Raw genomic sequence first — 14,005 nt, forward strand, 5'->3', positions numbered from 1 at the left:
AGGACGTGGAGGCCGCTAATGGCAGGGAAACCCTACAAGGGCCACAAGAAGGGGGCTGGGCGTCATGTCCAGCTTCCTGAGTGGCTTCAGGCGTCCGAGGCATGGGCAACGCTTAGACCCGGGCCTAGGGCGCTCTACATCGAGCTAAAGCGGCGCTTCAATGGGTCGAATAACGGGCACATCATTCTGAGTCACAGGGATGGAGCAAACGCTCTCAATGTGAACCGCAACACCGTCGGGCCTTGGTTTCAGGAACTAGAGGAGCGCGGCTTAATTCACATGACACGAGCACCGCATCTTGGGCCGTCCGGTATCGGCAAGGCGTCTGTTTGGGCGCTTGATGAACTGCGAACAGATGACATGAGGCCAGCTCGAAAGGCGTTCATGTCATGGAAGCAAAAACAAAACCCCCCCACAAAAAACAGGACACCCCGTCCTAGTGACTATGACAGTGAGCAGTCCAAACAGGGGCAAGCAGAAGTAACCGTCCTAAAAATTGTGACGCGTTAGGCGAAATCTCGTTTCAGCGCGTCCCAAAAAACAGGACATATATACATCTAGCCATAGTCAGGACCGAATGAGCAAAGAACCAACGAAGTCAAAAAGAGAGGCAAGTGTCTCCCTTGCTTGGAACGAAGACCAACGCAGCCTCTCGATTGAAGAGGTCGAAGGCTCAAGGGTCATATCAAAAGCCGTCGGTCACACTCAAACCGTGTCTGGCCTAATCAAACAACTTTCCATTCTTGGCTCTCATGGCAAATCCGTGGACCAAGACGCCACAAACTTTGTCCTAGGCTATGTCGAAGCGATGAAGCCAAGAGATGCAACAGAGGCACTGCTTCTGGCACAGATGGGTGCGGTCCACCAAGCGACAATGATGATGGCACGTCGCTTGAATCACGTCGAAAACATACAGCAACAGGACGCAGCAGAACGCGCCGTCAATAAGCTGGCGCGGACTTTCTCGACACAGACAGACACGTTGAAGCGGTATCGCAGCACCGGGAAGCAAGTGGTGCGCGTTGAGCGTGTGAACGTTGAGAGCGGTGGGCAAGCCATTGTCGGCGAAGTCAGCCACAGGGGGAGGGTTGACGATGAAAAGTGACGGTAACCCCACAGACCCCACTCAGAGGCTCAGAGAAGCGCCCAGATGCCGCGCCATGGCCAAGAGCACCCGCCAACGCTGCAAGTGTCCTTCTAAGCGAGGGTGGAACGTCTGCCGCCTGCACGGCGCTGGGGGTGGAGCACCATCCGGTGTTGCACATCCCAACTATCGGCACGGGATGCGAACGAAGCAGATGGAAACTGCGCGTAGCTTGGTATCACTTCTTGGGAAAGAAGCACGTGACCTAGTCAATGGGCTGAAGTGAAAACGCTATTCGCATCGAAGGACCACTTTCTAGTCTTTATTGCACAATGCTGCGGACTGCACCGACGGCTGCTTCCGCAGTCGAGCCGTGCGCTACGAAAAATCACAAGAGGCTTCTCCCAAACGAGCGCGCACAACTGGCTCGAAGGTCAAGCCGAACGAATGCTCCATCGTCACAGAGTCATACCCGCTACCGTTGTAGATGCTGACATAAACATACCCACTTTCGTAACTGGTCTGCTCTATGAAACCATCCTGAGTTCTATACTTCACTGTCGTAGAGCACCTCAGATCGATGCTGTCTTTTAGGAACGCGGCATAAAGAGTCGGTATCTCGATCGAGACAGACATTTCCACCGAGCACCCCTTGTATCCACCGTCATCAAAAATGCCTTCATCGCACGAAAAATCAGTAACTCTAACTGAGAAAGGGTCGGGAAGGCGTAGCGTTGGTCTAGGAACTACGGTAGCGGGACGCTCTCTTTCGGCTGTCCCCCCAGTGGTACTGATATATCTGGAACTGACCCATCCCGTCTGTTGGCTAACAAGCGTGCGCACGCGAAGCCATCCGTCTTTTTCCTTGAGAATTGCAACGACGTCGCCAGATTTCAGGCGCGCTATCGGTGTGTTGCTTGTTTCTGGCAGTGGTCGAAGATTGAGCTCAGTTGTTGATACTGTTCCAAATCGCAAAACAGGCTCCGCAAACGCCAATGTTGTTGAAGTGATGCCAAACAAAAGAAGCAAAACAGGAAATGCATACCACCGACAAATCATATCACCCTCCAAAAAAAACCGTACTAGTTTGAGAACTCAAAGCAGACATGCCAATCGGACGCAACGAGAAGCAAAACGACTCTCATTTTCATCTGAACCCAATCGAACAGTTCTACAGGACAGCGCTGCCAATGCTCTTCAAAGCAAGGATGGACCGTCTGCCGCCTTCACGGCGCAGGAGGCGGTTCCAACAATCCGAACCATCGCCACGGTATAAGAACGAGTACCATTACCGATTTGAAGGCACTTCTACGTCTGCTTCGAGAAGGCCTTTAGGTATTGTGACACCACATGGCGGTGCAGCAATGCAGATAAGACCCCACATGTTGGCATGAAAACACTTGACGAACACATTTCAGGTTCCTTCAGAGGGTCTTTGACTGAAAGGTGATATTTAAGCCTTTTGGTTAACCAGCTGAAAAAAATATGAATCTTTTCCAATAACTTAACGAATCTGTGTAAAACAAATCGTTGCGTTTATTTCGAATAGACACCATATCGGTATCAAAGGGAGAGCTAACATGGCAAAGAGCATGGCGTTCGCAGACCACATTCCAAACGAAATTGACGTTGAGGCTGCTTCGCAATTGAGGCAAGTTTTAGCTTCAATCGTTGACGACCCAAACAGTAACAACAGCTTGGCGCTAGTGGACAAGGAGGGCAAACCAGCTCAAATCGTCCTGACCCATGCTATAGCCGAGACATTCCTAGATGTTCTGCGTCTAATCCAGAATGGCCATGGTTTTCACTTGATACCTCATGATGCTGAACTCTCGACCCAACAGGCTGCGGACCTCCTGAACGTATCGAGACCGCATCTGATCAAGCTGCTGGAAACCGATAAAATTGTTTTTCACACGGTTGGGAGGCACCGACGAGTTAAGGCAAAAGACCTCTTTCAGTACATGAAGGTGAGAGATGATGAGCGCGAAAAAGCTCTGCAGGAGTTGGCTAAGAACGACATCGAGTTTGGCCTAATTTAAGATGGTGATGCCCAACCGCTTCACGGCAGTACTTGACGCGAACGTGTTGTATGGAGGGCTGCATAGGCATATCGCTTTGAGTCTCGCGCAGGCCGACCTCTATCGGCCTGCCTGGTCATCCGAAATTTTGGATGAATTCGAACGCAATCTTGCCAAACGGATTCCCGCCAAAAAAGCGAAGCGCCAGCTCGAACTGATAAAGCTGAGTTTTCCAGATTCCGAAGTCGTGGTGAGGGCCGCTCTCATTGCACAAATTGACTTAGACGACCTTGATGACCGCCACGTTGTTGCAGCAGCTATCCAAACTCAAGCAGCTCTAATAGTGACAGATAATCTCAAGCACTTCCCGAAGGACATTCTTGCGGAGTTTGATACCGTTGCTGTTTCCGCTGACCAGTTCTTCTCGGACTGCATCACCGTTTCCGAGCTAACTGCCGTTTCCCAAATTCGGAAAATGAGAGGTCAGTTCGATTCGCCAAAATTCGACGCAAAAGGGTTGTTGCTGCGTATGGAGCAAGTGGGCCTCTCCCAGACGGCAGATGTCCTGTCAAAATACGCAGACTTAATCTGAGGTTAGAGCAAGGGTGGCCTGAAAGGTGGACTCACGGTCGGATTATAAATCTAACTCACTGTAATAGATACAGTATTTAGGTTTAGTTGGTGCCCAGGAGAGGACTCGAACCTCCACGTCCATACGGACACCAGCACCTGAAGCTGGCGCGTCTACCATTCCGCCACCTGGGCACAGGTATTGGTGGGCGGTGATTAGTTCCGCACATGTCAGGTGTCAACGGGATTCGGTGGTTCAAATGAATGTTTGTGGCGAATTATCTCCATGAGTGGGGCCCGAAGGGTGAAAAGCGCCTTGTCTGGCGAAAACTGGCTGGGTAAACCCAATACAGCCAGCCTTGAAGGGAAATACCATGTCGAAGCTTGTCACAATTTACGGCGGATCAGGTTTTGTCGGGCGCTACGTTGCCCGCCGCATGGCCAAAGAGGGCTGGCGGGTCCGTGTGGCTGTGCGCCGCCCGAATGAAGCGATCTTCGTGAAACCTTACGGCGTTGTGGGTCAGGTTGAACCTGTCCTGTGCAACATTCGCAATGACGAGTCCGTGCGTGCGGTGATGCAAGGCGCGGATGCAGTTGTGAACTGCGTGGGTATTTTGGCGCCATCAGGCAAGAACAAGTTCGACGCTGTGCAACATGAGGGTGCGGAGCGCGTCGCACGTATCGCGGCTGAGGAAGGCGTTGGCCATCTCGTCCACATTTCTGCGATCGGTGCCGACAAGGATAGCGACAGCGTCTACGCGCAAACCAAGGCTTTGGGCGAAGAAGGTGTTCTGGAGCACTTCCCGAAGGCCGTTATCTTGCGTCCTTCGATTGTGTTTGGCGCTGAGGACGAGTTCTTCAACCGCTTCGCCTCGATGTCGCGCTTTGGTCCGGTTTTGCCGGTGGTTGGTGCCGATACGAAGTTCCAGCCGGTCTATGTGGATGATGTTGCCAAGGCCGCCGTTAAAGGCGCTTTGGGTGACGCGGCCCCGGGTATCTATGAGTTGGGCGGGCCGGAAGTTGCGACGTTCCGCGACCTGATGCACACGATGTTGGATGTTGTGCGTCGACGCCGCATGATCGTGAATATCCCGTTTTTCGTGGCGGGTATCATGGGCAGCGTTTTTGATTTCGTGAGTGCAATCAGTGGCGGGTTGATCGCAGGGCCTTTGACACGCGATCAGGTGCGCAATCTTGCCAATGACAATGTAGTTTCCGGAGATATGAAAACGCTGGCGGATTTGGGTATCGAGCCAACCGCGTTTGAAGTGATCCTGCCAAACTATCTTTGGCGTTTCCGCCCGTCGGGTCAGTATGATGCGATCAAGGAATCAGCCCAAAACCTGCGGGCAAATCACGAATAGGCGAAAACCAGCAGCCCGACCCCAAGGAAGATCCGGTAGATTACATATGGTGTGAAGCTGACGGACTTGAGCAGTCGCATCATCAGGCTTAGCGCCAGAAGGGCTGCGAAGAAGGCGAAGACCGCCGCGATCAAACTATCCTTGGCCAGTTGCATGTTCGCGTCCGCTACGACTTCCAAGCCCAGCACTGCTCCCGACGCGATGATGGTTGGAATGGACATCAACATCGACAGTTTAGCCGCGTCCTCTCGGGCATAGCCCAGTTGGCGAGCGCCCGAGATTGCAGCACCTGATCTGGATGTTCCCGGGATAAGCGCAATGGCTTGCCACAACCCCATGATCACCGCGTCTTTTTTGGACCAGTCCGGTGCTGTTTTTGAAGTCGCCCCCTTTTGGTCGGTCCAGTACAGCACCAGCCCGAAAATGAGCATTGTCCAGCCTATCAAGGCGACGGAGCGCAGCAGTTCGTCAAGACCGGTGAGCTTTAGCACTAGGCCAAATATAATGACGGGAACGGTTGCGATCCCGAGGAGCAAAGCAAGCCGCGCGCCCGGGGTGTCCGCCTTGCCTTTTGCCAAGCGGCCGATACCCTGAATGGCAATTCTGACATCCGCCCAGAAGAACATGATCACCGCGAAGAGCGTGCCGATATGGACTGCGACGTCGATGGTTTGGCCTTGATCCTCCATGCCTGTCAGGCTGGGTAGAAGGATCAAATGCCCTGAGGACGAGACGGGCAGGAATTCGGTCAGTCCCTGGATAAGCGCGACTAGGATGAGTTGGAATAGGGACAACAGCTGCGCCTCGAATCAGTTTTCCTCAACCTAAACGCAGGGAAATAAATGAGAAGAAGATAAGTAGGTAAATAATGCTGACATAAAATCAAGCTAGATGGGTACTATTTTTCGTACTTAAGTGATAAAAATGAATAATAGGTCAGCATGGGTGACTTTTCTTTCCTTTAGAGCCGATTTACAGAGGCATCTCAGATTGGGAGTAGTTAAATGGCTAAACAGCGCATGTTGCAGTTTGTGAATGTAGAGCGGGATATGCCGGAGAAGCGGCCCCCTGATCTACGCGCACATGATTTCAACGAGATTTACGCTGAGTACGCAACCGCGAAAGCCGAGGAACAGGCCGGGCGTTGCAGCCAGTGTGGTGTCCCTTACTGCCAGTCGCACTGCCCGCTGCACAACAACATCCCTGATTGGCTACGGATGACCGCTGAAGGACGCTTGCAGGAGGCGTATGAGCTTTCTCAGGCAACGAACACCTTCCCTGAAATCTGTGGCCGGATTTGCCCGCAGGACCGTTTGTGTGAGGGCAATTGCGTCATTGAGCAGTCCGGCCATGGGACTGTCACCATTGGTGCGGTCGAAAAATACATCACGGACACGGCTTGGGAAAACGGTTGGGTGAAGCCTGCCGCGCCCAAGCACGAGCGCGCGGAAAGTGTGGGCATCATCGGGGCTGGCCCCGGTGGTCTGGCTGCGGCGGACATGCTGCGCCGCCAAGGTGTGCAGGTCACGGTTTATGACCGCTATGACCGCGCTGGCGGCCTGCTTACTTACGGTATCCCCGGCTTCAAGCTGGAAAAAGACGTCGTGATGAAACGTGTTGACCAGTTGGTGCAAGGTGGCGTGACGTTCAAAATGAACTGCAATGTCGGTGAGGACATTGCGTTCTCCGAGTTGCAAAAAACACATGACGCAATCCTGATTGCGACTGGCGTTTACAAGTCCCGCGAACTTCCGGCCCCCGGTGTCGGGGCGCAGGGGATCGTTCGCGCGATCGACTTCCTGACGGCCTCCAACCGTAAAAGCTTTGGCGATGCTGTCCCTGAATTTGATAGCGGCGAGTTGAACGCCGAGGGCAAACGCGTGGTTGTTATCGGAGGTGGGGATACGGCAATGGATTGCCTGCGCACCTCGATCCGCCAAGGCGCAACCTCGGTGAAATGCCTGTATCGTCGGGACAAGGCCAACATGCCCGGCTCGCAACGCGAGGTGGCAAACGCCGAGGAAGAGGGCGTCGAGTTCGTCTGGCTTTCAGCGCCCAAAGGGTTTTCGGGCGATAGCGTTGAAGGTGTTATGGTGTCCAAAATGCGTCTGGGTGCGCCGGATGCGTCAGGCCGCCAGAGCCCTGAAATCATTGAAGGCGCTGACTATGTCGAAGACGCCGACCTTGTCATCATGGCGCTGGGTTTCGAGCCTGAAGCCCTGCCTACGCTTTGGGGTGTTCCAGAGCTTGAGGTTACCCGTTGGGGCACGGTGAAGGCAAACTTCGAGACTCATGCGACATCTCTGCCGGGAGTTTACGCCTGTGGTGACATTCAACGTGGCGCTAGCCTTGTGGTTTGGGCTATTCGTGACGGGCGCGAAGCTGCAGAGGCGATCATGGATCAAATCAACGCAGCGGCGCAGGTAGCCGCCGAGTGATCTATGAGCGATCAAAAGAAACTGCTGGAGTTCACCCTCCTGCACGACGAGCATCCGCTGCGGATCGAATCCGCATTGGGCGAGAGTTCGCGTTTGATCGTCAGTTTCACCAGCGTCGGGACGGAGCGCGACCAGTGGCCGCCAAAGGAATTTGTCGGTCTGGCCTCGCAGAACGGGCGCAACCACGTGATTTGCATCACCGATATTTCGCGCAGCTGGATGAATTCCAAGGGCATGGCGAACTTGGTTCTGACCAAGATCAGCGACTATGTTCTGGCGCACGGAATTACCAAGGTTATGGCAATCGGGACCAGCATGGGCGCCTACAACGCGTTGATCCTGGGGCGGAAAATGCCATTGTCGCGGATCATCTGCTTTACGCCGCAATATTCCGTGCATCCCGAAGTTCTGCCCGAGGAAAAGCGGTGGTGGTGGTTTCGCAAGCAGATCACCAACTGGCCGTTCAAGCAGATGGACAAGCTGCCGAAGCCGCCGGTGCCGATCTATATGTTTCACGGCGACACGCCGGACGAGCGAATGCACTGGGAGCGGTTTCCGACTGCGCCGAACCTCAAACACTATATCTTCAAGGGCGCGGACCACAATTTCGTCGGCAACCTCAAGGGTGCAGACACCCTGCGCAAGATCGTTGTCGCCGCGATAAACGACCGACCCGGACGGCTTGGCAAAGTGGTGCAGCGCGCGGGCGGGTTGCGGCGCGAGGATTATGCGGATTACGCAATGGCGGAAGCGCATTTCAAGGGTCGCAGAAAGCCGAAACGCCCCACGTCATTTGGCGACTGAAGTCTGCCAAAATCACTGTCTGCGATGCGTCGGCAAAGCGTCGGCATTTTGTCGGGCAACCTGACGCCGCTCAAAATCTTACAGGGTCAGGCGTGCTGACCCGTTCCATGAATAATTCCCTAATGAGGAGCCTCCACCATGACCACATATGATGACGCTTGGGTTGCCCGTGAGGAAGAGAAGCGCCGCTGGATGGCGGAGAACTCGCTGTATCGCGACGAGGACGAACATGCCTCGTGCGGTGTGGGCCTTGTCGTTGCCATCGACGGCAAGAAATCCCGCAAGGTTGTCGAGAACGGCATCAACGCGCTGAAGGCGATCTGGCACCGCGGTGCTGTGGACGCGGATGGCAAGACCGGTGACGGAGCCGGTATCCATGTGCAAATTCCGGTCGAGTTCTTCTACGACCAGATCGAACGCACCGGCCACAAGCCGAAGAAGGACCAGATGATCGCCGTCGGTCAGGTCTTCCTGCCGCGCACCGACCACGGGGCGCAGGAGACCTGCCGGACCATTATCGAGACCGAAGTTCTGCGCATGGGCTACAACATCTATGGCTGGCGCCACGTTCCAGTGGACATCACCTGCTTGGGCGAAAAGGCGAACGCGACGCGGCCCGAGATCGAGCAGATCCTGATTTCCAACTCCAAGGGCGTTGAGGAAGAGGAGTTCGAGCGCGAGCTATACGTGATCCGCCGCCGCATCGAGAAGGCGGCGTTGGCCGCACAGGTGCCGACGCTGTATCTGGCGTCGCTGTCGTGCCGGTCGATCATCTACAAGGGCATGATGCTGGCGGAGCAGGTGGCGGAGTTTTACCCCGACCTGATGGATGAACGCTTCGAGTCTGCGTTTGCCATTTATCACCAACGCTATTCGACCAACACCTTCCCGCAATGGTGGCTGGCGCAGCCGTTCCGCATGTTGGCGCATAATGGCGAGATCAACACGCTGAAGGGCAACCTGAACTGGATGAAGAGCCACGAAATCCGCATGGCGTCTGGCGCGTTCGAGGACCGCGCGGAAGATATCAAGCCGATTGTGCCGGGTGGCTCATCTGACTCTGCGGCTTTGGATGCGGTGTTCGAGGTGTTGGTGCGTGCGGGCCGTTCGGCCCCGATGGCCAAAACCATGCTGGTGCCGGAGTCCTGGTCCAAACAGGCGGTTGAGATGCCGAAAGCGTGGCAGGACATGTATTCCTACTGCAACTCGGTGATGGAGCCATGGGATGGCCCTGCCGCGTTGGCGATGACCGACGGGCGCTGGGTGTGCGCGGGTCTGGACCGCAACGGGCTGCGTCCTATGCGGTACGCCGTGACGGGCGACGGCTTGCTGATTGCCGGGTCTGAGACAGGGATGGTGCCGTTTGACGAGGCGACTGTGCGTGAAAAAGGCGCATTGGGTCCGGGTCAGATGATCGGTGTCCATATGGGCAAGGGCGAACTGTATCACGACGAAGAGCTGAAGGACAAAATGTCGGCGGCGCTGCCGTTCGGTGAATGGGTCGGCAAGATCACAGATCTGGAAGAAATCACGCTGGATGTAAAAGAGCAGCCGCTGTTTACAGGGGCCGAGTTGCGCAAGCGCCAGATTGCGGCGGGGTACTCGATCGAGGAGCTGGAGCAGATACTTGCGCCTATGGCTGACGACGGGAAAGAAGCGATTGCGTCGATGGGGGATGACACCCCATCTGCGGTGCTGTCCAAGAAGTACCGCCCGCTGAGCCACTTCTTCCGGCAGAACTTTAGCCAAGTTACCAACCCGCCAATCGACAGCTTGCGCGAATTCCGCGTGATGAGCCTGAAAACGCGGTTCGGGAACCTCAAAAACGTGCTGGACGAGGATTCGTCGCAGACGGAAATTCTTGTGCTTGAAAGCCCGTTCATCGGGAACGCGCAGTTCGACAAGCTGACCGAGCAGTTCAACGCCGAGATGGTCACGATTGACTGCACCTTTGACGCGGATAGCGATCAGAATGCGTTGCGCGAAGCGCTGGACCGTATTCGGAATGAGGCTGAGGACGCCGTGCGCTCTGGCGCGGGTCACATCGTGTTGGCCGATCAGGGTCAAAACGAAAACCGTGTTGGCATGCCGATGATCCTTGCGACATCTGCGGTGCATAGCTGGCTGACGCGCAAAGGGTTGCGGACCTTCTGTTCGCTGAATGTGCGGTCTGCCGAATGTATCGACCCGCACTACTTTGCTGTTTTGATAGGCTGCGGGGCGACAACGGTTAACGCTTATCTTGCCGAGGACTCCCTTGCCGACCGTATCGAGCGTGGTTTGCTGGAAGGGTCGCTGACCGAAGCTGTGGCGCGTTACCGCAATGCCATCGACCAAGGTTTGCTGAAGATCATGGCGAAGATGGGTATTTCGGTGATTTCGTCCTACCGTGGTGGCCTGAACTTCGAGGCCGTTGGCCTGTCGCGCGCGATGGTTGCGGAGTTCTTCCCCGGGATGCATTCGCGGATTTCCGGTATCGGTGTGTCCGGCATTCAGAAAAAAGCGTCGGAGGTGCATTCAGCCGGATGGCGGGCCGAGTCCGCCGTTCTGCCAATCGGCGGCTTTTACAAGTCGCGCCGTTCGGGAGAGAAACATGCTTGGGAAGCGCAGACGATGCACATGCTGCAAGCGGCCTGTAACAGCGCGTCCTATGACATGTGGAAGCAATACAGCCAGACGATGAAGGCGAACCCACCAATTCACTTGCGCGATTTGCTGGATATCAAGTCGCTGGGCGAGCCGATTTCGGTGGACGAGGTGGAGTCTATCACGTCCATCCGCAAACGCTTTGTGACGCCGGGGATGTCGTTGGGCGCGTTGTCGCCAGAGGCACACAAAACGCTGAACGTGGCGATGAACCGGATCGGCGCGAAGTCGGATTCTGGCGAAGGCGGGGAAGACCCCGCGCATTTCGTGCCGGAGCCGAATGGCGACAACCCGTCTGCGAAAATCAAGCAGGTGGCGTCGGGCCGATTTGGCGTGACCGCCGAGTATCTGAACCACTGCGAGGAGCTGGAGATCAAGGTCGCCCAAGGGGCGAAACCGGGTGAAGGCGGGCAGTTGCCGGGCATGAAGGTCACGGATTTGATCGCGCGGCTGCGGCACTCGACCAAGGGGGTGACGCTGATTTCACCGCCGCCGCATCACGACATCTATTCCATCGAGGATCTGGCGCAGCTGATCTACGACCTCAAGCAGATCAACCCGCGCTGTAAGGTGACGGTGAAACTGGTTGCGGCGTCTGGTGTGGGCACGATTGCGGCAGGTGTTGCGAAGGCGAAGGCTGACGTGATCCTGATTTCCGGCCATAATGGCGGGACGGGGGCGTCGCCCGCGACGTCGATCAAATACGCTGGCCTTCCGTGGGAGATGGGTCTGACCGAAGCGCATCAGGTTCTGGCGATGAACAACCTGCGTGGCCGCGTGACTTTGCGGACCGATGGTGGTTTGCGCACGGGTCGTGACATTGTCATGGCGGCGATGATGGGGGCCGAGGAATACGGCATCGGCACCGCGGCGTTGATCGCGATGGGCTGCATTATGGTGCGTCAGTGCCAGTCGAACACGTGCCCTGTTGGCGTGTGTACGCAAGACCAAGCGTTGCGTGACAAGTTCACGGGCAGTGCTGACAAGGTGGTGAACCTCATCACCTTCTACGCGACGGAAGTGCGGGAGATTCTGGCCTCGATTGGTGCACGCTCTTTGGATGACGTGATTGGTCGTGCTGATCTGTTGACGCAGGTTTCGCGTGGCTCTGCGCATCTGGACGATCTGGACCTGAACCCGCTTTTGATCACCGTCGACGGGGCTGATCGCATCGTTTACGACCGCTCCAAAGAGCGGAACGCGGTTCCTGATACGCTGGACGCTCAGATTGTAAATGACGCGCAGCCGTTCTTCAAAGACGGTGAGAAAATGCAGTTGTCTTACGCCGTGCAAAACACGCTTCGGACGATAGGTACGCGGGCGTCGAGCCACATTGTGCAGCGGTTCGGGATGCGCAACGATTTGCAGCCTGACCATCTGACGGTGAAGCTGTCCGGCTCTGCCGGTCAGTCGCTCGGGGCGTTTGCCGCGCCGGGATTGAAGCTGGAAGTCTTTGGCGACGCCAATGATTATGTCGGCAAAGGTCTGTCCGGTGGCCGCATTGTTGTGCGCCCGTCGCAAAGCAGCCCGTTGAAGGCGGATGACAATACGATCATCGGTAATACCGTGCTTTATGGCGCGACTGACGGCTACCTGTTTGCCGCCGGACGTGCGGGAGAGCGGTTTGGCGTCCGGAACTCCGGAGCGAAGGTGGTGATCGAGGGCTGCGGCACCAATGGTTGCGAATACATGACCGGTGGTGTGGCGGTGATCCTTGGATCAATCGGCGCAAATTTCGGGGCCGGTATGACGGGCGGGATGGCGTATTTGTACGATCCGGACGGTCAGTCTGGCCCGCTGATGAACATGGAAACGCTGGTGACCTGCCCTGTGACCGTGGATCATTGGGAAGCCCAGCTTAAAGATCTGGTCGAGGAGCATGCGCGCGAGACGGGCAGTGTAAAAGCGACCCGTATCTTGCAGGACTGGGACGTAGAGAAAGCCAATTTCGTGCAAATCTGCCCGAAAGAGATGCTGATCCATATTCCCGTGCCGCTGAGCCATGAGAAGCAGGCCGTACCGGCCGAGTAACCGGAACACATCAACAAAAAAGGGCGGGAGATGATCCCGCCCTTTTTGCTATGTTGTGTGGACTATTTCGGAGTGCAGTCTTTTCCTGCAGCGCATTGCTCGATCGCTTCGATGTACTTGTCTTCGGGGTTTGCGAAGGCAAAGGCGTAGCAAGGGTCTACGTTGAAGATCAGCTCGTCCTCGGTTTGCAGCACGTATGCGAGATAGTCGGTTTTTGGCGAGACGCGTGCGCACCAAGGCCCCGCGCAATTCAGGGCAAGCGTGACTGCCACATCAACCTCGTCAGTGAACCCGTTGGATGTCAGCAGCTTTCCTTTGAACTGGGTCGGGATCTTGACCGCCACGGGTGGGGCGTTCACGTCGGGCACCTTTTTGACGTCGAAATCGAACTCGCCGTGGAGCACGACGAAGCTCTCTTTTGCCTCGGACACGGCGTTAAATGCCGCAACGGGGTGCGTTGGAAGGCAGGACAAGGCGCTGGCGGGACCGGCGGCGAGGGCGAAAGCCGTGGCCGTTATGGTGAGATATTTATTCATGGTTTGATCTTACAGGAGCGGCCGAAAGGCTTCGATCACTTTCGCGTAAACGTCCCGCTTGAACGGCACGATATTGCCGAGCAATGTTTCAGTGTCCACCCAGCGCCATTCCGAGAACTCGGGGGTTTCGGTCTCGATATTGATGTCGGCGTCTGTACCTTGGAACCTGAGCAGGAACCATTTTTGTTGCTGGCCGCGGAAACGGCCTTTCCAAATATTGGGAACCAGATCATGGGGCAGATCGTAAGGCACCCAGTCCTCGGTCTGACCGGCAACGCTGACCATATGAGCCGGAACACCGGTTTCTTCTTCCAGCTCGCGCAATGCCGCGTCTTGCGGGTCTTCGTCATCGTCGATGCCGCCTTGGGGCATTTGCCACGCCGCGACATCGCTGTCGATGCGCTGGGCGGCGAAGACCAGACCGTCTTGATTGACGAGCATAACGCCCACGCAGGGGCGGTATGGAAGCTTGGAAATTTCTTCAGGGGTCATAATTTTGTGAAGGGCGGGG

The 14,005-nt window shown here is 55.9% G+C and carries 11 protein-coding genes and 1 tRNA gene; 7 read left to right on the forward strand and 5 right to left on the reverse strand.

Annotated elements, in window-relative coordinates:
• Nucleotides 1-577 precede the first annotated feature (577 nt).
• Nucleotides 578-1,105 carry a hypothetical protein gene (locus BDE40_RS11770; protein ID WP_134014755.1) on the forward strand — a complete coding sequence of 176 codons (528 nt, stop codon included), beginning with the start codon at nucleotides 578-580 and terminating at the stop codon, nucleotides 1,103-1,105.
• A gap of 357 nt (nucleotides 1,106-1,462) precedes the next feature.
• Here the strand turns inward: BDE40_RS11770 and BDE40_RS11775 are convergent, their stop codons facing one another.
• A complete protein-coding gene (locus tag BDE40_RS11775) occupies nucleotides 1,463-2,143 on the reverse strand; it encodes an SH3 domain-containing protein (RefSeq protein ID WP_134014756.1) in 681 nt (226 codons plus the stop codon).
• Nucleotides 2,144-2,664: 521 nt separating this feature from the next.
• Between BDE40_RS11775 and BDE40_RS11780 the strand changes: the two genes are divergently transcribed.
• Nucleotides 2,665-3,126, forward strand: coding sequence for an excisionase family DNA-binding protein (locus BDE40_RS11780; protein ID WP_134014757.1), 462 nt, complete (start codon nucleotides 2,665-2,667; stop codon nucleotides 3,124-3,126).
• Between the two features lies 1 nt (nucleotide 3,127).
• Nucleotides 3,128-3,697, forward strand: coding sequence for a PIN domain-containing protein (locus BDE40_RS11785; RefSeq protein ID WP_134014758.1), 570 nt, complete (start codon nucleotides 3,128-3,130; stop codon nucleotides 3,695-3,697).
• 87 nt (nucleotides 3,698-3,784) lie between these two features.
• Here BDE40_RS11785 and BDE40_RS11790 read toward each other — a convergent pair.
• Nucleotides 3,785-3,870 (reverse strand) — tRNA-Leu (locus tag BDE40_RS11790).
• A gap of 179 nt (nucleotides 3,871-4,049) precedes the next feature.
• On the opposite strand from BDE40_RS11790, the gene BDE40_RS11795 reads away from it, so the two are divergent.
• Nucleotides 4,050-5,039: a complex I NDUFA9 subunit family protein gene (locus BDE40_RS11795; RefSeq protein WP_134014759.1), complete on the forward strand. Its 990-nt coding sequence runs from the start codon at nucleotides 4,050-4,052 to the stop codon at nucleotides 5,037-5,039.
• Here BDE40_RS11795 and BDE40_RS11800 read toward each other — a convergent pair.
• Nucleotides 5,030-5,833, reverse strand: coding sequence for an undecaprenyl-diphosphate phosphatase (locus BDE40_RS11800; protein WP_134014761.1), 804 nt, complete (start codon nucleotides 5,831-5,833; stop codon nucleotides 5,030-5,032). The two genes, BDE40_RS11795 and BDE40_RS11800, sit on opposite strands and share 10 nt — an antisense overlap.
• Before the next feature lie 210 nt (nucleotides 5,834-6,043).
• Here BDE40_RS11800 and BDE40_RS11805 point away from each other — a divergent pair, with 210 nt between their 5' ends.
• The 3 genes from BDE40_RS11805 (at nucleotide 6,044) to gltB (ending at nucleotide 12,958) form a co-directional block, all read left to right on the forward strand.
• Nucleotides 6,044-7,477, forward strand: coding sequence for an NAD(P)-dependent oxidoreductase (locus BDE40_RS11805; protein ID WP_134014763.1), 1,434 nt, complete (start codon nucleotides 6,044-6,046; stop codon nucleotides 7,475-7,477).
• A gap of 3 nt (nucleotides 7,478-7,480) precedes the next feature.
• Nucleotides 7,481-8,281 (forward strand): alpha/beta fold hydrolase, encoded by an 801-nt coding sequence (locus tag BDE40_RS11810; RefSeq protein ID WP_134014765.1) that lies wholly within the window; start codon nucleotides 7,481-7,483, stop codon nucleotides 8,279-8,281.
• Between the two features lie 138 nt (nucleotides 8,282-8,419).
• Complete coding sequence (gltB, locus tag BDE40_RS11815; protein ID WP_134014767.1) at nucleotides 8,420-12,958, forward strand: glutamate synthase large subunit; 4,539 nt, start codon at nucleotides 8,420-8,422, stop codon at nucleotides 12,956-12,958.
• Between the two features lie 62 nt (nucleotides 12,959-13,020).
• Here the strand turns inward: gltB and BDE40_RS11820 are convergent, their stop codons facing one another.
• Together BDE40_RS11820 and BDE40_RS11825 are read right to left on the reverse strand one after the other, a co-directional pair.
• Nucleotides 13,021-13,494 (reverse strand): hypothetical protein, encoded by a 474-nt coding sequence (locus BDE40_RS11820; RefSeq protein ID WP_134014769.1) that lies wholly within the window; start codon nucleotides 13,492-13,494, stop codon nucleotides 13,021-13,023.
• Between the two features lie 9 nt (nucleotides 13,495-13,503).
• Complete coding sequence (locus BDE40_RS11825) at nucleotides 13,504-13,986, reverse strand: RNA pyrophosphohydrolase (RefSeq protein WP_134014771.1); 483 nt, start codon at nucleotides 13,984-13,986, stop codon at nucleotides 13,504-13,506.
• Nucleotides 13,987-14,005 lie beyond the last annotated feature (19 nt).

The sequence above is a fragment of the Litoreibacter halocynthiae genome (assembly GCF_004365635.1).
In the GTDB taxonomy this organism is placed as follows: domain Bacteria; phylum Pseudomonadota; class Alphaproteobacteria; order Rhodobacterales; family Rhodobacteraceae; genus Litoreibacter; species Litoreibacter halocynthiae.